The organism is Kribbella sp. NPDC023972 (genome assembly GCF_040639075.1).
In the GTDB taxonomy this organism is placed as follows: Bacteria; Actinomycetota; Actinomycetes; order Propionibacteriales; family Kribbellaceae; genus Kribbella.
The window spans coordinates 528604-548407 of the sequence record NZ_JBEZZH010000002.1; the positions used below are offsets into that span (position 1 = coordinate 528604).

General features: G+C 68.8%; 23 protein-coding genes. 13 read left to right on the forward strand and 10 right to left on the reverse strand.

The window, feature by feature from the left end; translation table 11 throughout:
* Window positions 1-318 precede the first annotated feature (318 nt).
* Complete coding sequence (locus AB0F43_RS11680; RefSeq protein WP_360474515.1) at window positions 319-1611, forward strand: hypothetical protein; 1293 nt, start codon at window positions 319-321, stop codon at window positions 1609-1611.
* Here AB0F43_RS11680 and AB0F43_RS11685 read toward each other — a convergent pair.
* From AB0F43_RS11685 to AB0F43_RS11695, 3 genes are read right to left on the reverse strand one after another with little or no spacing between them, the layout of a single operon-like run.
* Complete coding sequence (locus tag AB0F43_RS11685; protein WP_360473995.1) at window positions 1574-2179, reverse strand: hypothetical protein; 606 nt, start codon at window positions 2177-2179, stop codon at window positions 1574-1576. The two genes, AB0F43_RS11680 and AB0F43_RS11685, sit on opposite strands and share 38 nt — an antisense overlap.
* Window positions 2176-2745 (reverse strand): hypothetical protein, encoded by a 570-nt coding sequence (locus AB0F43_RS11690; RefSeq protein WP_360473996.1) that lies wholly within the window; start codon window positions 2743-2745, stop codon window positions 2176-2178. The genes AB0F43_RS11685 and AB0F43_RS11690 overlap by 4 nt, the downstream gene beginning before the upstream one ends.
* Window positions 2742-3374, reverse strand: coding sequence for a hypothetical protein (locus tag AB0F43_RS11695; protein WP_360473998.1), 633 nt, complete (start codon window positions 3372-3374; stop codon window positions 2742-2744). The genes AB0F43_RS11690 and AB0F43_RS11695 overlap by 4 nt, the downstream gene beginning before the upstream one ends.
* A gap of 83 nt (window positions 3375-3457) precedes the next feature.
* Here AB0F43_RS11695 and arfB point away from each other — a divergent pair, with 83 nt between their 5' ends.
* From arfB to AB0F43_RS11730, 7 genes are all read left to right on the forward strand, one after another.
* Window positions 3458-3883 (forward strand): alternative ribosome rescue aminoacyl-tRNA hydrolase ArfB, encoded by a 426-nt coding sequence (gene arfB, locus AB0F43_RS11700; RefSeq protein ID WP_360474000.1) that lies wholly within the window; start codon window positions 3458-3460, stop codon window positions 3881-3883.
* Window positions 3884-3942: 59 nt separating this feature from the next.
* A complete protein-coding gene (locus AB0F43_RS11705) occupies window positions 3943-4401 on the forward strand; it encodes a thioredoxin family protein (RefSeq protein WP_360474002.1) in 459 nt (152 codons plus the stop codon).
* 61 nt (window positions 4402-4462) lie between these two features.
* A complete protein-coding gene (locus AB0F43_RS11710; protein ID WP_360474004.1) occupies window positions 4463-5359 on the forward strand; it encodes an RDD family protein in 897 nt (298 codons plus the stop codon).
* A gap of 276 nt (window positions 5360-5635) precedes the next feature.
* Window positions 5636-6088 carry a DUF4395 domain-containing protein gene (locus tag AB0F43_RS11715; RefSeq protein ID WP_360474006.1) on the forward strand — a complete coding sequence of 151 codons (453 nt, stop codon included), beginning with the start codon at window positions 5636-5638 and terminating at the stop codon, window positions 6086-6088.
* A 15-nt stretch (window positions 6089-6103) separates the two neighbouring features.
* The gene (locus AB0F43_RS11720) at window positions 6104-6952 is read left to right on the forward strand and encodes a sulfurtransferase (protein ID WP_360474008.1); all 849 of its coding nucleotides are present in this window, start codon (window positions 6104-6106) and stop codon (window positions 6950-6952) included.
* A gap of 3 nt (window positions 6953-6955) precedes the next feature.
* Window positions 6956-7252 carry a DUF1416 domain-containing protein gene (locus AB0F43_RS11725; RefSeq protein WP_360474010.1) on the forward strand — a complete coding sequence of 99 codons (297 nt, stop codon included), beginning with the start codon at window positions 6956-6958 and terminating at the stop codon, window positions 7250-7252.
* A gap of 343 nt (window positions 7253-7595) precedes the next feature.
* Window positions 7596-8819 carry a choice-of-anchor P family protein gene (locus tag AB0F43_RS11730; protein WP_360474012.1) on the forward strand — a complete coding sequence of 408 codons (1224 nt, stop codon included), beginning with the start codon at window positions 7596-7598 and terminating at the stop codon, window positions 8817-8819.
* Between the two features lie 181 nt (window positions 8820-9000).
* Here AB0F43_RS11730 and dtd read toward each other — a convergent pair whose 3' ends face one another.
* Window positions 9001-9426 carry a D-aminoacyl-tRNA deacylase gene (gene dtd / locus AB0F43_RS11735; protein WP_360474014.1) on the reverse strand — a complete coding sequence of 142 codons (426 nt, stop codon included), beginning with the start codon at window positions 9424-9426 and terminating at the stop codon, window positions 9001-9003.
* Between the two features lie 93 nt (window positions 9427-9519).
* On the opposite strand from dtd, the gene AB0F43_RS11740 reads away from it, so the two are divergent.
* Window positions 9520-10344 carry a 3-keto-5-aminohexanoate cleavage protein gene (locus tag AB0F43_RS11740; protein WP_360474016.1) on the forward strand — a complete coding sequence of 275 codons (825 nt, stop codon included), beginning with the start codon at window positions 9520-9522 and terminating at the stop codon, window positions 10342-10344.
* Here AB0F43_RS11740 and AB0F43_RS11745 read toward each other — a convergent pair.
* Together AB0F43_RS11745 and AB0F43_RS11750 are read right to left on the reverse strand one after the other, a co-directional pair.
* Window positions 10287-10715 carry a hypothetical protein gene (locus tag AB0F43_RS11745; RefSeq protein WP_360474018.1) on the reverse strand — a complete coding sequence of 143 codons (429 nt, stop codon included), beginning with the start codon at window positions 10713-10715 and terminating at the stop codon, window positions 10287-10289. The genes AB0F43_RS11740 and AB0F43_RS11745 overlap by 58 nt on opposite strands.
* Complete coding sequence (locus tag AB0F43_RS11750) at window positions 10712-11842, reverse strand: molybdopterin-dependent oxidoreductase (protein ID WP_360474020.1); 1131 nt, start codon at window positions 11840-11842, stop codon at window positions 10712-10714. Before AB0F43_RS11750 ends, AB0F43_RS11745 begins: the two co-directional genes overlap by 4 nt.
* A gap of 173 nt (window positions 11843-12015) precedes the next feature.
* Here AB0F43_RS11750 and AB0F43_RS11755 point away from each other — a divergent pair, with 173 nt between their 5' ends.
* The gene (locus AB0F43_RS11755; protein ID WP_360474022.1) at window positions 12016-12573 is read left to right on the forward strand and encodes a hypothetical protein; all 558 of its coding nucleotides are present in this window, start codon (window positions 12016-12018) and stop codon (window positions 12571-12573) included.
* Window positions 12573-14360: a hypothetical protein gene (locus tag AB0F43_RS11760; protein WP_360474024.1), complete on the forward strand. Its 1788-nt coding sequence runs from the start codon at window positions 12573-12575 to the stop codon at window positions 14358-14360. The genes AB0F43_RS11755 and AB0F43_RS11760 overlap by 1 nt, the downstream gene beginning before the upstream one ends.
* A gap of 15 nt (window positions 14361-14375) precedes the next feature.
* Here AB0F43_RS11760 and AB0F43_RS11765 read toward each other — a convergent pair whose 3' ends face one another.
* Complete coding sequence (locus AB0F43_RS11765) at window positions 14376-14738, reverse strand: DsrE family protein (RefSeq protein WP_360474026.1); 363 nt, start codon at window positions 14736-14738, stop codon at window positions 14376-14378.
* 158 nt (window positions 14739-14896) lie between these two features.
* Here AB0F43_RS11765 and AB0F43_RS11770 point away from each other — a divergent pair, with 158 nt between their 5' ends.
* A complete protein-coding gene (locus tag AB0F43_RS11770) occupies window positions 14897-15391 on the forward strand; it encodes an FABP family protein (protein ID WP_360474028.1) in 495 nt (164 codons plus the stop codon).
* Between the two features lie 49 nt (window positions 15392-15440).
* Here the strand turns inward: AB0F43_RS11770 and AB0F43_RS11775 are convergent, their stop codons facing one another.
* A complete protein-coding gene (locus tag AB0F43_RS11775; RefSeq protein WP_360474030.1) occupies window positions 15441-16118 on the reverse strand; it encodes a response regulator in 678 nt (225 codons plus the stop codon).
* Window positions 16111-17367, reverse strand: a complete 1257-nt coding sequence (locus AB0F43_RS11780; RefSeq protein WP_360474032.1) for an ATP-binding protein — start codon at window positions 17365-17367, stop codon at window positions 16111-16113. The genes AB0F43_RS11775 and AB0F43_RS11780 overlap by 8 nt, the downstream gene beginning before the upstream one ends.
* A 155-nt stretch (window positions 17368-17522) precedes the next feature.
* Here AB0F43_RS11780 and AB0F43_RS11785 point away from each other — a divergent pair, with 155 nt between their 5' ends.
* The gene (locus AB0F43_RS11785; protein WP_360474034.1) at window positions 17523-18902 is read left to right on the forward strand and encodes a cation:dicarboxylase symporter family transporter; all 1380 of its coding nucleotides are present in this window, start codon (window positions 17523-17525) and stop codon (window positions 18900-18902) included.
* Between the two features lie 74 nt (window positions 18903-18976).
* On the opposite strand, the gene AB0F43_RS11790 is transcribed toward AB0F43_RS11785, so the two are convergent.
* A complete protein-coding gene (locus tag AB0F43_RS11790) occupies window positions 18977-19798 on the reverse strand; it encodes an LLM class flavin-dependent oxidoreductase (RefSeq protein ID WP_360474035.1) in 822 nt (273 codons plus the stop codon).
* Window positions 19799-19804: the final 6 nt, after the last annotated feature.

Consider the following 19804-nt stretch of genomic DNA (forward strand, 5'->3'; position numbering starts at 1 on the left):
ACCCGTAGGCCGGCCCGCGACAGAGCCGGCCGGCTGGGGCGGCGAGGCTGGTCGGGCCGGACTGGGCCGTGCGGAGGTGGCGGGGCTGGTCGAGGGCTGGGGGCCGGCGGAGGGTGGCGAGGCTGGTCGGGGCCGCGGTCGGCGAAGGGCGACGAGGCAGGTCGGGCCGGGTGGAGCAGCTAGGGCGGGTGGTCTAAAGGGGTTGGTGACGCTTTGGGGAGGTAGGTTGCTGGCGTGGCAGTGGAAACGGGGAGCCTGCTCACCACGGTGGGGCGGGCGGGGGGACTGTTCGCGAGGGCTTGGCCTCGGTTGTTGGCTGTGTTCTTGATCGCGCAGTTGGTGCATCGAGGTCTGCAGTGGGTGGCCGTGCAGGCCGGGGCGAAGGCTGAGGCGGCGGGCATCGCGGTGCTGGCGTTGCTCGTGCTGGTGTCGCTGGCCATGTATGTGGCGATGTTCCTGGTGCTGCGGGGTGAGTTGCCGTTCCACAAGCGGGCGGTGGCCGAGGGCATGCTCGCGCCTGACGGTGTGGAGCCCGGCAAGGAAAGCCCGGTGCTTGACGCGCTGGCGGCGGCGTTGCTGCCGTTCCTGGCGTTCTACGCGGCGTACAAGTTCCTCCAGACCGAGGCGCTCGACTACGAGTACCAGTTGGCTGTTCACAAGGTGAACGAAACCGCGGCGGCGGTGCTGACCGGCGGGTCGGCCCCGCAGGAGTCGGAGGGATTGCAGTCGCTGTCGACCTGGTTGTTCATCGGCCTCGGCGTCTCGGCGTACCTGCTCCGGCTGGCCTTCAAGAAGTGGAAGCAGGAGAAGGAGGGCCCGGTCCGGAAGCTGTTCGTCACGTATCTCGAGGCGTTGTGGATCTTCGTGGTCGCGTACCAGGCGTCCTCGTTCGTCCCGTCGCCGAAGGCGTGGCTGCAGGAGCGGCAGGTCTGGCTGTGGCTGCAGGACGGGTACCACTGGGTGCTGGACCACGTACTGGGGATCAGCCAGGTCCGCGAGATCTGGGACACCGTCACCGGGTTCGTGGCCGCCGGCATCGGGGATCTGTGGAACGCCGCGGTGCTGCCGCTGATGTGGATCACCATGACGGCAGTGATCTACGGCCGGGCCGTGCACAAACTGGAGAAGCCGCAGCTGCGCTGGCGGTTCGACCGGATCACGCAGCGCTGGCAGCAGACGCCGCGGATCGTCCGGGCGGCAGGCAACTCCGTGGTCTCGGACTGGCGGGATCGGTGGACGCCGGTGATGGATGCCTTCCGGCTGGTGGTGCGGTCCGGGCTGCGGCCGATGCTCGGGTACTTCCTGGCCTGGGCGGTCGTCACCTTCGCAGCCAGTGGAGTGTGGATCGCGCTGAAGCTGTGGGTGCTCGGGCCGCACTCGCTGCAGTTCTGGCTGGTCGTCGACGAGCCACTCAACCTGGTCACCGAGGGCCTGAAGATCATGCTCCAGGTCAGCCTGCTGGCAGCCGCGTACGACCGGATGGTCGGTGGCCTGTCCGGCTACCTCACCCCGCGCACCCGCGCCGTCCACGAGCAGCCCGAGGGTGATCAGGGTGTGACCGACCTGACCGCCGCTACCTCGGGAATACCAAGTACTGAGGGAGCCTCGTAGCCCACGTGAGCGTGGGCTCCACACTGGAAGCGACGGCGGTCGGTACGACGAACACGGCGACCGTCTCGAACGGCTTACCCGCCACCGGCTTCACGTAGTACTGCGCGGTCGCACCACGCCAACTCTGCGGCGCCGAGTCGTACCCACCGGTGCACCCGCTCGGCCGATCCTGGAAGTCACCTTCGGCAGCAGAGTCGTTCCACAGCCGTCCGTCCGGCGCGCGCAGTTGCGGCCGGCACCCACCGAGACCCTCCAGCGCGGCAACGTCGTCGACCTGCAGCCGGAAGTACACCCGCACCCTGGTCGTCCCCGGCGGTGTGGGCTCAGTGGACCGCCCGGTCCGCGCAGGCGGGTCCACCTCGACGCTGGCGGCGTACCAGGTGGCTCCTGCGTACGACGTCCCGCCGGCAGCCACGACCACCGGGTCACGCGGCTCAGCGTCGTACCAGGACTTGTAGTCGCTCCGGGTGGTCCACCAGCCGGCCAGGGGAACGGCGACAACCAACGCAGCCAGTGCGGCAGCATTCTTGTTGAACCAGCCCCGCCGGGCCCGGCGCGCGCCGGTCATGACTCGTTCACCCGGGTCAGCGCTACCACGTCCTCGACCGCGGGGGTCGCGTCGAACCCCAGGGATATGGTTGCCTGCGGCTCCAAATCGTTGAAGATCGCCTTCTCCATCACCTGCAAGGTTGCGCCAGGCAACTTGTCGGCCGGCAGCTCGATCACGAACGAGCCGCGCACCGGGATGTCCGGCGCGAACTCGAACCCGGTCAGGTCCACCCGGTCGAGACCGCTGCGGTTGGCGCCGAGGTAGGTCACCCCGTCCGAGGCCTTGATCCGGACCGAGGTCAGGTGAATCGGCTCACGCGTGGCGACGACCAGGGCATCGACGACGACGAAGCTGGACAGAGTGTCGCGGGCCTTCGTAGAGCCCGGGAGTCGCAGAGTGCGCCCGACCCGCACGCTCTCGACGGTCAGCTCGAACCGAGGTGTCTTCACCGCGTGGCCGATCACACCGTTCATCGCGACGGGTTCCTGGATGTCCTTCCGGGTCGGCGTGAGGCGGTACAGGCCGACGATCGCGACCAGCACAGCGAGTGTGAGCGCCACGTTGACGAGCTTGCGGCCGCTCATTTCGTGTTGTCCTTGACCGCGACTGTGCTCTCGGCGGCGATGTCGCCGGACAGCCACTTCTCGTGGTGATCGAGGATCGACTCCTCCTGGTGGTCGTACCCGCGCACCGTGAGCTCGACCGACGCCGGCAACTCGGTGGCCTTGGGCAACTTCCACACGTAGGCGACGTCCTCGGCGTGATCGGGTGTGAGCACGGGGTTCATCGTCGCGTCGCGCAGGTTCGTGGTGCCGAGTGGCGCGTCGGTGTCCTTGATCCCCGGTACGCCGATCAGCCGGATCAGATCGCTGGACGGCGTCGTACCGGTGTCGTCGGTGACCTTGAGCTTGGTCACCACCGCGATCAGTGCGCCGCCCTCGTCCGGCCTGAACAAGGGCTTCAGGTCGGCCACCGTGACCACGCGCTGGATCGTGACCTCGTACCGGCCCGCGTCGATCGCCGTACCGGCCTCCACCCGCGGTGTGTCGTCCTCAGCCTTCTTCAGCCCGCCGAACGCCGCCGAGATCGCCAGCAGCATCGCGCCCGCGCTGAACACCCACGTCCGGATCGACCGGCCGCGTAGCTTGATGTCCTTCAGGTCCGGGAGTTCGTCTTCCTCCCTGCCCTCATCCCCGCTCCCCGTTTCCTGCACGGGCGGACTAGCGATCGAAAGGGCCGCACCTCCTCGCTGCGCTCGGGTGCGACGCAGGCCAGCGGGTCCGGTTGAATGGTGCCGTGGACAGCGGGCTGGTGGTTCGGGCGGGGGTGGTCATCCCGGAGACGGAGCTGGGCTGGCGCTTCTCGCGGTCCAGCGGTCCGGGCGGGCAGTCGGTCAACACGACGGACAGCCGGGTCGAGCTGAGTTTCGACGTCGCCGGCACGACGGCGCTGAACGACGTACTGCGGGCTCGCGCGCTGGAGCGACTGCGGTCGCGGCTCGTGGACGGCGTACTGACCGTGGTCGCGTCGGAGCACAAGTCGCAGTGGCGCAACCGGGAGGCGGCGCGGACGCGGCTGGCGGCACTGCTGCGGGACGCGATCGCGGCGCCGCCACGGCAGCGGCGGCCGACCAAGCCCAGCCGGGGCGCGGTCCGGCGGCGGCTGGACGAAAAGAAACGTCGCGGCGAGACGAAACGGCTCAGATCCCGCCCGGACGACTGAATGTCCGAGGGGTGAACGAGCGTTTGGGCCCACTGACCAGCGACGTACGCTGGATTGTCATGAGCCTGGGGATGTGGGTGCTGGTCGGTGCGGTCGCCGCCGGCGTCGTCCTCAGTCTGCTCAAGGCAAACCTCGACGGCCGGTTCCGTGGAACGCGGGCGGTGCGAAAGGCGGACACCGAACAGGTGGACAGCGTGGACCGGGTTTCCGCGGCGGACATCGGTGCCGAGCTCGGCGAGCGGGCGACCCTGCTGCAGTTCTCCTCGGCCTTCTGCGCGCCGTGCCGGGCCACCCGCCGGACGCTGGCCGAGGTCGAAGGCATGGTCGACGGCGTTCGGCATGTCGAGCTCGACGCGGAGGCTCATCTCGAGTTGGTACGCCGCCTCGACATCCTGCGGACCCCGACGACGCTGGTGCTCGACGGCACCGGAGCGGTCGTCAAGCGCGCGAGTGGCGCACCCCGCAAGCCCGACGTGATCGCCGCGCTGGCGACGGCGCTCGAGCACGCACCTCGCTGAGTCGTGTCCGCTCAGTGCCATCGGATGGCGGATGGACCGCCACTTAGGTGATGCTTTCCCGGTGAGCAATCCAGCCGGTTGGTACGACGACCCCCAGGACCGATCCCAGGAGCGGTACTGGGACGGCAACGCATGGACGGACGACCGCCGTCCACGGCAGAGCCCACCGCCGTACCAGGGCCAGTTCGGCCAGTCCGGCCCGCCGCAGTTCGGCCAGCCCGTCCAGCACGGCCAGGTGTACGGCGGAGCACAGCCGGGCCCGGCCCAGTACGGGCAGCAGACCGGCCAGGCGCAGTACGGACAACAGCAATATGGTCAGCAGCAGTACGGCGGCCAACCGCAGCAACCCGGTCAGTCGCCGTACCCGGCCTACCCGCAGCAGCACGGACAGGGCTACGGCTATCCGGGCCAACGGGTGCACACGACCCCGGACGGTCAGCAACTCTCCGGCTGGTGGCGCCGGGTGTTCGCCCGCATCATCGACTCGATCATCGTCGGCATCATCGGCCTGCCGCTGACCGGCTACTTCTACTACCAGTACTTCCTGGTGATCTGGGAGTACCTGGAAGACACCATGGACGCCGCAGCCGCTGGGACGCCGACGACGAGTACTGCGCTGCCGCCCGAGGTGTACAAGTGGATGATCCCGGCGGTGCTGATCGGCATGGTCGTGTCGTTCGCCTACGAGTACCTCTTCCTGACCAAAAAGGGCGCCACTCCCGGCAAGATGGCACTCGGCATCGCCGTCCGGCTCCGCGACTTGCCCGGCAACCCGCCCGGTTCCGCGGTGGGCAAGCGGTACGGCTTCATCATCCTCCTCAGCCTGCTCGGGTCGGTCCCGCTGGTCGGCACCCTGTTCGCCTTCCTTGGGCTGATCAACTACCTGTGGCCGCTGTGGGACGACAAAAAGCAGGCGCTCCACGACAAGATCGCGGCCACCAACGTTGTCAGGACCTAACCGCGTCCGCAATGTGATCAATTGTCTCATCTAATGGGACCACGGCTGGCGCGCCCGCCCGCTTTCCGTACTCTCGATCCCGTGGCTTACACGACATGGCTGACCAAGCGCCGGGCAGTGGACAACTGCCGGATGCGCTCGTCGCTGTGTCGTCGCCGCTGACCAGGCGGCGTCCCGAGCGCTGCGGAACCGGTCGCTGAGCACGGTTCCGCGTACGTCGCCTCCCGCAGACCCGGGCGGGTCCGGCTCGAACCACCTCCTCCTCCGGGAGTCGTCATGTCCGAACAGAAGACGGCGACACATGCCAAGGTCGACCCGCGCGGGCTTCGGTTCGCCGCGGGTGTGACCACTGTGCTGCTCGCACTGACCCTGATCCTGGACAGCGCCTGGCCGCTCGCGGTCCAGGCCGTGGTGTTCGCGATCTCCGTCGCGTTCGGCGTCCAGGCATCGCCGTACGGCCAGCTGTTCAAGCGGCTGATCCGGCCGCGGCTGGGTCCGCCGAAGGAGCTGGAGGACGCGGCCCCGCCGCGGTTCGCCCAGCTGGTCGGCCTCGTCTTCGCGGTCGCCGGCCTGATCGGGTACGTGACCGGCGCCGCGGTGCTGGGCGTGGTCGCCACCGGATTCGCCCTGGTCGCGGCGTTCGTCAACGCCGCGGTCGGGCTCTGCCTCGGTTGCGAGGCCTATCTGCTGATCCACCGCATTCGTACGCCAACCACCGCTACCAACTGAGAGGCAGCAAACACCATGAGCAGGGAATCCGCGCTCGTCTCGGCCGACTGGGTCGAGGAGCACAAGTTCGACGCCGGTGTCGTCCTGATCGAGGTCGACGAAGACGTCTCGGCGTACGACGCCGGCCACATCGCCGGTGCGATCAAGCTGGACTGGAAGGACGACCTGCAGGACCCGGTCCGGCGTGACTTCGTCAACCAGCAGCAGTTCGAGGCGCTGCTGTCCGACCGCGGCGTCAAGAACGACGACACGGTCGTCCTGTACGGCGGCAACAACAACTGGTTCGCGGCGTACGCATACTGGTACTTCAAGCTGTACGGCCACGAAGACGTCCGGCTGCTCGACGGCGGCCGCAAGCGCTGGGAGCTGGACAGCCGCGAGCTGACCGACGAGGTCGTGAAGCGCGAGGCCACCGACTACAAGGCCAAGGCGCCGGACCTGAACATCCGCGCCTTCCGCGACGAGGTCAACGACGCCATCGGCGTGAAGAACCTGGTCGACGTGCGCAGCCCCGACGAGTACGCCGGCCGGCTGCTGGCCCCGGCGCACCTGCCGCAGGAGCAGGCGCAGCGTGCGGGTCACATCCCGACCGCCGCGAACATCCCCTGGAGCAAGGCCGCCAACGACGACGGCACCTTCCGTTCCGACGACGAGCTGAAGGCGCTGTACGCCGACGCCGGCGTCGACTTCGGCAAGGACACCATCGCCTACTGCCGCATCGGCGAGCGGTCGGCGCACACCTGGTTCGTGCTGCACGAGATCCTCGGTCAGGCGAACGTGAAGAACTACGACGGTTCCTGGACCGAGTGGGGTTCGCTGGTCGGCGTACCCGTTGCCCTCGGCGACGAGCCCGGAAAGGCCTGACACATGTGCGGAGCGAAGAAGGGCGGCCTCGACCTCAAGGGTGTCGACGTCGACAAGGAAGCGGTGATCCAGGGCCAGGTGCTGCGCGGTGAGGAGCCGGTCAGCGGCGCCTACGTGCGGCTGCTGGACGCCTCTGGTGAGTTCACCGCCGAGGTACCCACGTCGGCGACCGGGCACTTCCGGTTCTTCGCGGCGCCGGGCAGCTGGACGCTGCGCACGCTGGCGCCGAAGGCCGAACCGGTCGACCGCCAGGTCGTGGCCCAGTACGGCGAGGTCGCCGAGGTGGCCGTCGCCGTCTGAGCGTACGACGTACTCCTGAACGATCGGGCGTCACCGATCGCGGTGGTCGATCGTTACTGATGGTGCCGCACCACCCGATGGCGGCTCGCCCTGATGCAAGCCCCGAAGGGCCCGGACCTTGCGCGTCCGGGCCCTTCGGCCTGTCCGGATTCGCCTGCCGAACGGGCGGTTTCGATCATCGCTGCAGAGTTACGGGGGCGACGGACAGATCTCGCGGACCGAGCGGCTATGTAACAGTTCTATCTCGGAGCGGAACATTCTCGTTACCTAACGCAACCGGCTGAGTTGTGTCTGTGTCCTGGCCCGCCATCCGGGTCACGTCATCACTCAGGGAGGAGGGGTCATGAGACCCCGCATCAACAAGAAGCTCGCCGCCGTCGGTATTGCGGCAGTTGTCGGCGTGGCTTCTACGATTGCGCTGACGTCGGGCTCGGCGTCCGCGTCGCCGGTCTTCGGTTACAGCGGTTACGCGTTCGGCACCGACGTCCAGTCGGGCGTGGCGAACAGCGGCCCGCAGGTGATCAGCCAGTTCGCCTGCACCACGGACTCGAACCGGTCCGACAAGAACGACCTCGCCGCGGCGAACATCAACAACCGCGCGATCGCACGTACCGTGCGGACCGACACGCACTCGTTCAACGACAAGCGCGGCACCGGTGTGACCAGCAACGCCAGCGCTGTCGACATCAAGCTCGGCAACCTGCTGCACCTGACGGGTGTGAAGACCACCACCACGTCGGTCTACAAGGACGGCAAGCTGTCCTACACCGGCAGCACCACCTTCGCCGGCGTCAAGATCGGCGCCGTCTCGGTGCCGTCGCTGCTCAAGCCGGAGCCGAACACCAAGGTCGCCATCCCGGGCCTCGGCTACATGGTGCTGAACCGCGTCGGTGGCGTGAAGACGAACACCGGCATCTACTCGTACGCGCAGGCCGTCGTGCTGCACGCGAACGTGAAGAACCAGTACATCCCGCAGGGTGTCGACGTCGCGGTGCTGAAGACCCGCGCGGAGATCACCAAGCCGGCCACCGCGATGGTCCTCGGTGACGCGTACGGCACCAAGGCGCACGCGGACAAGCTGGTCGTCTCGGGTCCGACGTCGTACCAGGCAACCTGCCAGGGCACGGAAGGCAAGACGATCCGGAACGCGATCGGCGAGCTGAACATCCCGAAGGTCGCCTACGTGGGTGCGGTCTACACCACGAAGAACGGCGTCATGGGCATGGACAAGTCCGCGGTGAAGTTCACCTCGCACGTCGCGGGTGTGAAGGTCGGCAAGCTGTCCATCGATGCGATCGAGTCCTCGGCCTCGGCCTGGAAGACCAAGGACGGCAAGGTCGGGCTGGACCACTCCTCGAGCGTCGCCTCGATCCGCGTCGGCAACAAGGTGTACCCGGTCAAGACCGGTCCGAACGCCACGCTGGACATCCCGGGCGTGGCCAAGCTGACCTTCAACCAGGTCGTCAAGCAGCAGCGGTACGTCGCGGTGAACGCCCTCGTGATCGACGTCTACAGCGTGAACACCAAGGTCATCGTCGGCCACTCGGCCGCCGGCGTCATCGGCTGATCCAGCCGAACCCACCTTTCTGGATCGAACCTCACCGATTCAGAACAGAACACACCGGCCCCCGGCCGGGATCCTCGGATCCCGCCGGGGGCCGTTCTGTTGCCGTCCCGCCCCGACCTTGAGAAGCCATCAACCATTTCCGAGCCGACTTCTTGGTCAGTGGCTTCTCAAGGTGGGCTGGTCACGTGTCGAGGATGAGGGTGACTGGACCGTCGTTGATCAGGGCGACGTTCATTTGGGCCCCGAAGCGGCCGCGTTCTACCTTGGCGCCGAGGGATTCGAGGGCGGTGCAGAAGGCGTCGTACAAGGGTTCGGAGACCGGGCCGGGGGCGGCGGCGCTCCAGGACGGGCGGCGGCCTTTGCGGGTGTCGGCGTACAGGGTGAACTGGCTGATGGCGAGGATCGGGGCCTGCGCGTCGGCGCAGGAGCGTTCGTCGTGCAGGATCCGCAGCGTCCAGATCTTCGCCGCCAGGGCCTTCGCCTTCTCCTCGGTGTCGTCGTGGGTGACGCCGAGGAGGACCAGCAGGCCGGGCTCGTCGATCGCGCCGACCACCTCGCCCTCGACCGTGACTGATGCCTGGCTGACCCGCTGGACGACTGCTCGCATGCCCCCATCCTGCCCTGCGGGAGATCGTCCGGTAATCAGGCCGTCCGGCAGGCAAATATCCCGTTGCAAGGCTCGATCTGGCAAGATCTGTTCATGGCCTCGACACTGATCACTGTTGCCCCCACCGGCGCCGAGACCGCCAAGGCGGACTGTCCCGCGCTGCCGACCACGCTCGACGAGCTGGTCGAGACGGCGAAACGCTGCGAGGCCGCCGGGGCCGCGATGATCCACCTCCACATCCGCGACGGCGAGCACCGGCCGACGCTGGACCTCGGCCGGCTGGCCGACGCGGTGGCCGCGGTCCGCGAGAACACCGCCCTGATCGTGCAGCTTTCCACCGGCGGCGCGGTGACCGATCCGCTCGACCATCGGCTCCGGGTCCTGGACGCCGCGCCGGACTCCTGCTCGCTGACGATGGGCACGGTCAACTTCGGCGACGACGTGTTCATGAACCCGTGGCCGTTCGTGACCGAGCTGTACCGGCTGACCCAGGAGCGCGAGGTGGTGCCGGAGTTCGAGCTGTTCGACCTCGGTCACGTGGCCGCGCTGCACCGGTTGCTGGACAAGTTCGGTCTCCCGTACGGCGGCCGCGTGCACTGCGACCTGGTGATGGGCGTACCGGGTGGCATGCCTGGTACGGCGGATGCCTTGGTTGCCGCGGTCAACGCTCTGCCGGACGCGGTCACCTCGTGGTCGGCGACGGGAGTCGGGCGTACGACGCTCCCGGTCGCGCTGGCCGCGTTGTCGAAGGGCGGCCACCTGCGGGTCGGGATGGAGGACACGCTCACCCTGGCCAAGGGCCAGCCGGTCACCCACAACGCCGAGCTGGTCGAGCGGGCGGCGTCCCTGGCGACGCTGGCTCAGCGTCCGCCCATGTCACCCGACGAAGCGCGCGATCTCCTCAACGTGAAGCGCTGAAGCACGAACACGATCACACCCGCCGCGATAATCGTTGCCTCAAGCAATAACCAGTCGCGGAGGTAGTCTCGCGGCAGCACGGTCGGGTTGGCGCCTTTGCCTTGGCGGAGTAGTAGGGGGACCGCGATCAGCGTGGTCAGGCCGACGTACAGCACTGTGGTCCGGATGGCGCCCAGCCCGGGCCGCCGGCTCAACAGCCAGCCGAAGCCGATGATGAGTGGGACGAGGAAGAAGTCGTCGGCGAGTACGGCGCCGCCCAGCCAGAGCGGCAGGCGGATGAGCGCCGGTGGTTCAAGCGCGTCCAGGAGCAGCCACAATCCCCAGAGCCCGAAGCCGACGCCGGTCGCGGCCAGCACGACGCGTGCCTTCACGACAGAACCTCCAGGCGGTGGACCCATTTGGTCTGCAGTACACCAGGGCGGTTCGGCGCGATGATCCGGGCCGGGTAACCGTGGTCGAGTGCGAGTTCACTGCCGTTCAGCCGCAGGGCCAGCAGGGTGAGTGGGTCTTCGGCGAACTCCGGCGGCAGCTCGCTCGTCCCGTAGAACCCGCCCTTCTCCATCGACACGACTCGGACCCGTGAGCCCTCGGGTGCGCCGCAGAGCCGGAGCAGGTCGCGGATCCGGATACCTTCCCACCGCGCTCGCTGGCTCCAGCCCTCGACACAGGCGATCGGTAGGTCGGACCGGCTCTGTGGAAGCCGGCCCAGTTCGCCGATCGTGTACGAAAGCGGTCGTGGGCCGTCGACCGTGAAACGCCAGTCCGCGCCGATCCCTGTGACGCCGGCGGCTTCCGCCGTACGGTTGACCGGCAGCCCTTGCGGTCCGATCCCAGGCTTCCGGGGTGCGAGTACGGCGACCGGCCCGAGAGCGGGGGCGGACTGGCCGGCTGATGTGATGCCGACCAGGGCGGCCGCACCGGCCACGGTCCGGAACAGGGTGCGCCTCGTCATCCCAGTGGTTGCTTCTGGCAACGGCTCGGGGGTGCGTCGCCAGTGCGCGGTGATGAGCGGAAGCTTCACTGCGACATGCACGAGCAGGGCGCCGACGATGATCCAGGCGAGCGCGTAGTGAGTTTGCCGGAACGGAAACGGCCAGGGATACCACTGCAGGGTGTTGAGGAGGCCGATGAAGAGCTCGAGCGCCAATGCGGAGACGAGGACCAGGATCGAGAGGCGTTCCAGTGCGGTGCCGAGAGACCGCCGGCTCGGCGGCCACGGGAGCTTGGCGAACAGCTTGGGATAGACGGTCCACAACTTTGCCAGCAGCAACGGAACCGCGGCGGTGCCGGTCAGCACATGCACGCCCTGTGTCACCCGGTAGAGCGAGGACGGCCGGCTCGGGATGACGAGCCAGCCGGGGGTCGTCTGCTGCAGGTGGCTGAACAGACCGGTGAGGAAACAGGCCGCCACCGCGAAGCCGAGCCAACGGCCGATCACGGTTGCCACCCGCGGATGGTGCAGCGGGGACGGGAACGATCTCTCCGTCGGGATCTTCATGCTTCCACTAAAACCCAGTCCGGCCCGGGCGTACGGCGTTCCGCGGTTACCGCTCGCGAACAGGCGGGTCCGGTGGTCGTGGATCCGGACGCCCGGGCGGTGCGTCTGTCGGGAGGTGATGGCACTGGTTGGGGCTTAGGCTGGGCAGGTTGTTGAGGAGAGGAGTCGCACGGGTGAGGACGCAGCTGCTGTCGTCCGACGATGACGAGCGCGCGATGGCCGACCTGGTCGAGGTCTCCGACTGGAGATCGGTCTGGGGCCCGCCCGGGACCGGTCTGGACGCGATCCGGGCCCTCGTCTCCCGGGTGACCGCGGCCACCGGCTGGCGTCCGTGGGCTCCCGGCACCATCGATCCCAACCGCTACACCTGGGGCCTGGTCACCCCGCGCGAGACCGTGATGCTGGTGCTGCCGGACGCCGTACTGCCGGAGAGTCCGCGCAGCGGCTGGTCGGCGTACGAGATCGGGCCGGCCGAGGTGGCCCAGGCCGAGGAAGGGCTGGACGAGTACTGGCCCGGGCAGCTCGAGCTGGCCCGCAAGCACTGGGGTCCTCCGGTCTTCGTCGGGCCGGGGTCCGATCCCCGGATTCCCCCTGAGTGGCGGGGTCGCCGTCGCCACCTGGCGGTCTGGCTGCGGCCGGGCGCCGAGTTTCACCTGTACGCGACACAGCCCGGGCCGGACGACACGCAAGCCGGCTTCGGGTACTCCGTCTATGCGAGCGAGGTGGCGTGATGGCTGAAGCGGAAGAGATCTTCGAGCAGACTCTGCAAGAGGTGCGGAAGCTCATCAACAATCTGAAGCTGCTCAGGGAGGCCGTCAGGCAGCGCAAGAGGGCGCGCGCGGCGATGGAGTTCATGCGCGACGCCCGCCGGCAGAACCCTGCGCTCGACCAGTTGCTGAACGACAAGCCGGACCGCGCCGAGCAATGGGGCCGGCACGAGCGGGAGGTCCGGCAGTTGGAAGAGGAGAGCGCCCGGCTGGAAGCAGAGAACGCCGAGCGACGCGCGGAGCTCGGCCGCATGCGGGAGCAGCTCGACCGCCAGCAGGGAGAGCTCGACGACCGCAACGGTGACGGCATTCCCGACCAGCTGAGGGACCCGAGAGACCGCGATCGGGATGGACAGGACGACGCCCCCCAGCACCGTGACGAGGTGGCCGCGGACAACGCCCGCGCGGTCGATGGGGACCAGGACGGCAGGCTGGACACGGTCGAGCGCGACCAGGAACAGGCCGAGCAGAGTCAGGCCGACGAGGAACAGGACGAGCAGAGCCAGGCCGAGGAGGAGCAGCAGGCGCGGGCCGAGCAGGACCAGGACGCCGAGGCGCAGCGCCAGGAGGAGCGGGATCGCGAGGAGCGTCGCGAAGGGGAGCGGGACGACCGCGGGGTCGACCCGGCCGCGCCGGTAGCAGCCGCGGGTACGGCGGCCGTCGTGGCCGACGAGCTGGACGACCGCGAGGAGCAGGCTGAGCTGGGCGATCGCGGGGAGCAGGCTGAGCTGAACGACCGCGAGGAGCAGGCTGAGCTGGGCGATCGCGAGGAGCAGCCTGGGCTGGACCAACAGCGGTCGGAGCAGGAGCTGGGCAACGCGGACGGGACGGGGCGAGAGGGCACGCCCGGCGCGGACGTCGACCGACAGCAGGTCCAGGACCAGGGGCAGCAACCCCAGCAGGTCCAGGACCAGGGGCAGCAACCCCAGCAGGTCCAGGACCAGGGGCAGCAACCCCAACAGGTCCAGGACCAGGGGCAGCAACCCCAACAGGTCCAGGACCAGGGGCAGCAACCCCAACAGGTCCAGGGCGGCCGGCAGCCGGAGCTTGGTCAGGAGCCGGAGCAGGTGCGGGATGGTCAGCAGCCTGAGCTAGGGGAGCGACCGCAGCAGACGCAGGACGGACCGGGGCCCCAGCAGGCTCAGGAGGGGCAGGACCATCGGGACGTCATGGCGGACGACGGGTCGATCAGGAACGCTACCTTCACCGTGCGCGGGCCGGACCAAGAGCAATCGGAGCACACGCAGTCCCAGGACCTCCAGGACGGACCGAACGTCCGGAACGTTCGCCAGGGCGAGGTGTGGATCGACGGGGAGCGGGTCGACCAGGCCGGGCAGCAAACCGGTCAGGCCGGGCAGCGGGCCGGGCAGGCCGGGCAGCGGGCCGGGCAGGATGGGCCTCAAGCCGGGCAGGATGGGCAGCGGGCAGGTCAACGGGACGACCGGGGGTGGCGGCAGCGTGAGCAGCCGGTGCAGCAGGCGATCAACGACCATCGGGCCCAGCACGAGAGTCTGCAAGGGGGTCAGCAGCGTTCCGCCCCACCCACCCAGAAGTCGGTGGAGGAAATGAGGCGCACGCAGGAGCTGGTCAACTCGGGCCAGCCCGCCGCGGCGAGGGCGACCGGGCCGGAAGCCGGCCAGGCCAGCCGCGACGGTGCCCGTGGTGGTTTGACGCCAGCCGCGGCGCACAAGGAATCGGTCGGCCGGGGCGCCGGCGGCCGGACCGACGGACCGGGCCGCGAACGGACCTGACCGGCTGGACCCGGGTCAGTACACGATGGCCCGGGCGTTGTCGGCGAGGATCTCCTCGGTGAAAGCAGGTGCGCCGGCGATGCGGGTGCCCGGGAGCAGGTCGGACTGCACCAGCTCGCGGCGTTTCGCGCACTGCGTGCAGACGGTGAGCTGCCCACCTTCGAGGACCGCCGTGATCAGCTCGGCCAGTGGCGCCGCGTGCGGCAGCTCGAACTCCTCCGCCCGACCCGGTACGGCGAACCAGACAGCCTCCCCGGTCAGCCACAGCGACACCGTGGCTCCGGCCGCGGCCGCCGTGGCCGCGACGGTGAAGGCCTGGTTGGCGCGCTCCGGTTCCTCGGCGCCTGCGGTCAGCTTGATCACCAGCGTGCGGGACATCACGCCACGGTAGCCGAATCGCCCCGAACCCATCCTCTAGACTGTCGGCGTGCTGCATGTCGTCTTCACCACGCTGCTGGTCCTGGTCTGTGTGTTCATGGGCTGGTTCTCGGCGTTCGTCGTCTACCGGCTGTACCGCGGCCGCAGCACGCACTGAGATGGCGTTCGAGATCCCGCAGGACCTCCACCCCGACCTGATGCCGCTGGCCTGGCTGCTCGGTCGCTGGGAGGGCCGCGGCCACGGCGACTACCCGACGATCGAGAAGTTCGAGTTCGGCCAGCAGATCGACTTCAGCCACAACGGCAAGCCGTACCTGCACTACGTGAGCCAGACGTTCGTGGTGAACGACGAGGGCAAGAAGGAGCGCCCGCTCGCGGTCGAGACCGGGTTCTGGCGGCCCAAGCCGGACAACAAGCTCGAGGTGATCCTCGCCCACCCGACCGGCTTCGCCGAGATCTGGTACGGCGAGATCGACGGCGCGAAGATCGAGCTGCGCACCGACGTCGTCGCCCGCACCGAGACGGCCAAGGAGGTCAGCGCCGGCCACCGGCTGTACGGCCTGGTCAAGGGCGAGCTGATGTGGGCCTACGACATGGCCGCCGAAGGCCAGCCGCTCCAGCCCCACCTCTGGGCAACCCTCATTCGCGCCTGATCCGCTACGTCCGAAGAACTGCGCAGACGTCTCGCCACTTCTTCGGACGTCAGCTCTCAGCCACCCAGGAGTACTCCACCTTCGGCCGGCCGCTGCGGCCGTCGTAGCGCTGGGTGCGTAGCGCCTGTCCCTGGTCGGCGAGATGTTCGAGGTAGCGCCGGGCCGTGATCCGTGAGGTGCCGATCGAGGCCGCGACCTCCTCGGCCGTCCAGCCCTCGCGGTTGCCGAGCAGCTGGACGACCCGGTCCAGCACCGATCCGGCCAGCCCCTTCGGCACCGACGAGACAGTGGCTGGATGCAACAACCTGTCGACCTCGTCCTGATCCGCCACCACCTGACCCGATTCGGCCGCTCGACGTTGCCGTGCGTACGCCGTCAATCGGTCCCGCAAAGTCTCGTAGGCAAAGGGTTTCAGCACGTACTGCACCACGCCGATCCGCGCCGCCGCCTGGACCGCGGCGACCTCGCGAGCCGCGGTCACTGCGACCACGTCGGTTTGGTTGCCCAGGGCCCGCATTCGCCGGACCACGTCGAGCCCGTGCCCGTCCGGCAGGTTCATGTCCAGCAGCACCAGGTCGACCTCGCCCCGGGCCAGCACGTGCAGCGCGCGGGCCGCCGTACCGGCGACGCCGAGACAGGTGAAGCCGGGCAGCCGGTCGATGTACGTGCGATGGGCCTCGGCGGCGACCGGGTCGTCCTCGACGACGAGGACCCGCAGGTCAGGCACTGGCGCTCACCGCCCGCGGCAGCCGGACCCGCACGGTCAGCGCCGGTACGTCGTCCAGCTCGGAATCCGGGTCGACCATCAGCGAGCCCTGCCAGCGCTCGACCGTACTGCGGACCAGCACCAGCCCGAGGCCATGACCTGGTTCGGCCTTGGTCGTCCAGCCGCGCTCGAACATGTGGGCCAGCTCGGTCGCGCCCAGCTCGGCACCGGTGTTCGTGACGGCCAGGTCGATCGCGTCCCGCGTCGTACTCGCGCTCAGTTCGACTCGGCGGGGTGCAGGCCCACCGCGTGCCGCCTCGATCGCGTTGTCGAGCAGGTTGCCGACGACCGTGATGACGTCCTGCGCCGGCAACCGGGTGTTGAGCGCCTCGTGGCCGAGCTCCAGCGTGAGCACCACACCGCGTTCCTGCGCCTGGGAGAGCTTGGCCAGCAACAGTGACGCGAGCACCGGGTCGCCGACGGTACCGACGACCCGGTCCGTCATCGCCTGTGCGAACTGCAGCTCCGAGACCGCGAACTCCCGAGCCTTCTCCGGTTTACCGATCTCGATCAGGCTGACCACTGTGTGCAGCCGGTTCGAGGCCTCGTGGTTCTGCGCCTGCAGAGATTCGGCCAGGCTGCGGATCGCGTCCAGCTCGCCGAGCAGCGATTGCAGCTGCGTGTGATCCCGCAACGTGACGATCCGGCCGGAGCGGGCCGGTTGCTGGTTCACCACGACGACTCCCTCGGCGCCGAGGTGCAGTTCGTCGTACGCCGTCCGCCCGGCGGTGAGCAACTCGGACAGGGTGGCGCCCAGATGCAGATCCTCGATCGGAGTGCCGGGGAGGACAGTGTGCAGGCCGAGAAGCTGGCGAGCCTCGTCGTTGACGAGCTGAACCCGGCCATCCGCGTCGAGCAGGATCAGGCCCTCCCGAGCGGCGCGCAGGACGCCCTCGTAGAAGTCGAGCATCCGGGCCAGCGCCTGGGTGCCGATGCCGCGGGTGGCACGTCGTACCCGCCAGGAGACGAGTGCGTTCCCGGCGATCGCAACACCGAGCATCAGGCTGGCGACGCCCAGCATCGAGCGGAGGTCGAGCCGGATCAGCTCCTCCCAGCTCGGCGGGGGTACGCCGGCCGCCGCCGCGTCCCGGTTGGCCTGGGTGCGGGACTGGCTGATCATGGTGATCCAGACCATCGCGATCAACACCACGGCCGTGACGGTCTGCAGCCAGAACACCTGGCGGCGCAGCTCCCACGGCCTGTGGTTCATGGCGACAGTTTGCACATCGCGGCGGGATTTGTGCATTCCAGAGCGGTCACTGGTCCGCATCGGCGAACGATATGAACGAAATGCGCAGTTCCCCTGTGCGTCACGTCACAGTTACTCAGGTACAGCCCGCCCGGCCGATACAGGAGTGTCCCCCCATGTCGAGCTCCACCGCATCCCGACCGACGCCCGTCCGCAATGATCGGACCCACTTCCTCTACATCGCCGTCATCGTCGCCGTTCTGCTCGGCATCGGTGTCGGCTTCCTGTTCCCGAGTTTCGCCGTCGAGCTGAAACCGGTCGGCACCGGTTTCGTCAACCTGATCAAGATGCTGATCAGCCCGATCATCTTCTGCACCCTGGTGCTGGGCATCGGCTCGGTCCGCAAGGCCGCCAGTGTCGGCAAGGTCGGCGGTCTCGCGCTCGTCTACTTCCTGGTGATGTCGACGGCCGCGTTGGCGATCGGCCTGCTGGTCGGCAACCTGGTCCAGCCGGGTTCCGGTCTGAACCTGACCGACAGCGTGCGCGAAGCCGGCCAGAAGCAGGCCGCGGGCGCCCACGAGGGGACGACCGAGTTCCTGCTCGGGATCATCCCGAAGACGCTCGTCTCCGCGCTCACCGAGGGCCAGGTGCTGCAGACGGTACTGGTCGCGCTGCTGATCGGATTCGCCCTCCAGGCGATGGGTTCCAAGGGCCAGCCGATCCTGGACGGCATCGGCCACCTCCAGCGGCTGGTGTTCAAGGTGCTGGCGATGATCATGTGGGCGGCCCCGGTCGGCGCCTTCGGCGCGATCGCCGCGGTCGTCGGCGCGGCCGGCTCGACCGCACTGCTCAGCCTGCTGAAGATCATGCTCGCGTTCTACCTGACCTGCCTGCTCTTCGTCCTCGTTGTCCTCGGCACCCTTCTCCGCGTGGTCACCGGGCTGTCGATCTTCCAGTTGCTGCGCTACCTCGGTCGCGAGTTCCTGCTGATCGTGTCGACCTCGTCGTCGGAGACCGCGCTGCCCAGGCTGATCGGCAAGATGGAACACCTCGGTGTGGACAAGTCCGTGGTCGGTATCACCGTCCCGACCGGCTACTCGTTCAACCTGGACGGCACCGCGATCTACCTGACCATGGCCTCGCTGTTCATCGCCGAGGCGCTGGACCAGCCGTTCTCGCTCGGCCAGCAGATCTCCCTGCTGCTGTTCATGATCATCGCCTCGAAGGGCGCCGCCGGTGTCACCGGCGCCGGTCTGGCCACCCTGGCGGGCGGGTTGCAGTCGCACCGGCCCGACCTGGTCGACGGCGTCGGCCTGATCGTCGGCATCGACCGGTTCATGTCCGAGGCCCGGGCGCTGACGAACTTCGCCGGCAACGCGGTCGCGACCGTCCTGGTCGGTCACTGGGTCGGCGGGTTCGACAAGGCGCAGGCCCGGCAGGTGTTCGCCGGTGAGGATCCGTTCGACGAGGAGGCCTTCGCGGCCGGTGACACCCACGCGGGCGACGTACCGCAGGTCACCGCGCCGGCCGTCGACAGCGGTCCCGCGAGCCACTAGCCATCTCTCCACCCCTCCGGCACTGCCCGTCAGCTCCTGGCAAGCTGACGGGCAGTGTCACATCCAGACACGGCCTAGCTCCCGGCCAGCTTCTCGACCACGGGAGCCAGGTCTTCGAGATACGTCGCGTTGACCGTGACGTAGGTCGTACCGAACTCGTCGCGGCGCCGCTGGAGCTCGTCGGCCATCTGCAGCGGGGTGCCGCGCAGCATCATCAGCGAGTCGCTCGCCTCGAGCTCCTCTGCCGACACTCCGGCGGCCTGCTGGGTCCACGGCGGCAGCGCACGCGTCCCGGCCGCGAACAGATTCATCGCCAGTTCGACGGTGTCCGCCCGCGGTCCGGCCAGCTCGCGCAGGTCCCGGACCAGCCGGAGGATCTCCGCCCGCGGTGTCATCGCGTCCTTGGCGATCGACACGATGTCGGCCCGGGCCGCCGCCATGGCCAGCGCTCGCGGACCGCCGGCCGCCAGCATGATCGGCGTACGACGATCGCCGTCGAGCCGCTCCAGGAGGTCCAAGGTCTCGCGGACGTGGTCGCGACGTTCCCTCCCCGATCCGAACGGCAGCCCGATCTCCGCCGCTTGCTGTTCGGTGCCCGGGCGCCCGGTGCCGATGCCGAAGTCGAACCGGCCATCGGTCAGCACGGTCAGAGTGTGCGCGTCCCAGGCGGCCTGCCGGGGCGTCCGCAGCGGTGCCGCGGCCACGAAGGTGCCGACCCGGACGTCCGCAAGCGTCGCGGCCATCGCGAGGGATGCGAATGGCGACGGCAACTGCAGTCCGTCGGGCATCAGCACACTCGAGTAGCCGAGGTCGGCCGCCCGCCGTACGGTCGTGGTCCACTGCTCCGCGGTCGCCGGGCTGCCCACCACGCCGAACCGGAATCGCCTGTCGCTCATCACCCT

Bases quoted from the DNA above. Each gene is read 5' to 3' on its own strand.
- AB0F43_RS11740 (WP_360474016.1), top strand. From the start codon at position 9,520: ATGGCCTCGACACTGATCACTGTTGCCCCCACCGGCGCCGAGACCGCC.
- AB0F43_RS11760 (WP_360474024.1), top strand. From the start codon at position 12,573: ATGGCTGAAGCGGAAGAGATCTTCGAGCAGACTCTGCAAGAGGTGCGG.
- AB0F43_RS11790 (WP_360474035.1), bottom strand. From the start codon at position 19,798: ATGAGCGACAGGCGATTCCGGTTCGGCGTGGTGGGCAGCCCGGCGACC.
- AB0F43_RS11690 (WP_360473996.1), bottom strand. From the start codon at position 2,745: ATGAGCGGCCGCAAGCTCGTCAACGTGGCGCTCACACTCGCTGTGCTG.
- AB0F43_RS11780 (WP_360474032.1), bottom strand. From the start codon at position 17,367: ATGAACCACAGGCCGTGGGAGCTGCGCCGCCAGGTGTTCTGGCTGCAG.
- AB0F43_RS11765 (WP_360474026.1), bottom strand. From the start codon at position 14,738: ATGTCCCGCACGCTGGTGATCAAGCTGACCGCAGGCGCCGAGGAACCG.
- dtd (WP_360474014.1), bottom strand. From the start codon at position 9,426: ATGCGAGCAGTCGTCCAGCGGGTCAGCCAGGCATCAGTCACGGTCGAG.
- AB0F43_RS11770 (WP_360474028.1), top strand. From the start codon at position 14,897: ATGGCGTTCGAGATCCCGCAGGACCTCCACCCCGACCTGATGCCGCTG.
- AB0F43_RS11750 (WP_360474020.1), bottom strand. From the start codon at position 11,842: ATGAAGATCCCGACGGAGAGATCGTTCCCGTCCCCGCTGCACCATCCG.
- AB0F43_RS11785 (WP_360474034.1), top strand. From the start codon at position 17,523: ATGTCGAGCTCCACCGCATCCCGACCGACGCCCGTCCGCAATGATCGG.
- AB0F43_RS11720 (WP_360474008.1), top strand. From the start codon at position 6,104: ATGAGCAGGGAATCCGCGCTCGTCTCGGCCGACTGGGTCGAGGAGCAC.
- AB0F43_RS11685 (WP_360473995.1), bottom strand. From the start codon at position 2,179: ATGACCGGCGCGCGCCGGGCCCGGCGGGGCTGGTTCAACAAGAATGCT.
- AB0F43_RS11705 (WP_360474002.1), top strand. From the start codon at position 3,943: ATGAGCCTGGGGATGTGGGTGCTGGTCGGTGCGGTCGCCGCCGGCGTC.
- AB0F43_RS11715 (WP_360474006.1), top strand. From the start codon at position 5,636: ATGTCCGAACAGAAGACGGCGACACATGCCAAGGTCGACCCGCGCGGG.
- AB0F43_RS11730 (WP_360474012.1), top strand. From the start codon at position 7,596: ATGAGACCCCGCATCAACAAGAAGCTCGCCGCCGTCGGTATTGCGGCA.
- AB0F43_RS11725 (WP_360474010.1), top strand. From the start codon at position 6,956: ATGTGCGGAGCGAAGAAGGGCGGCCTCGACCTCAAGGGTGTCGACGTC.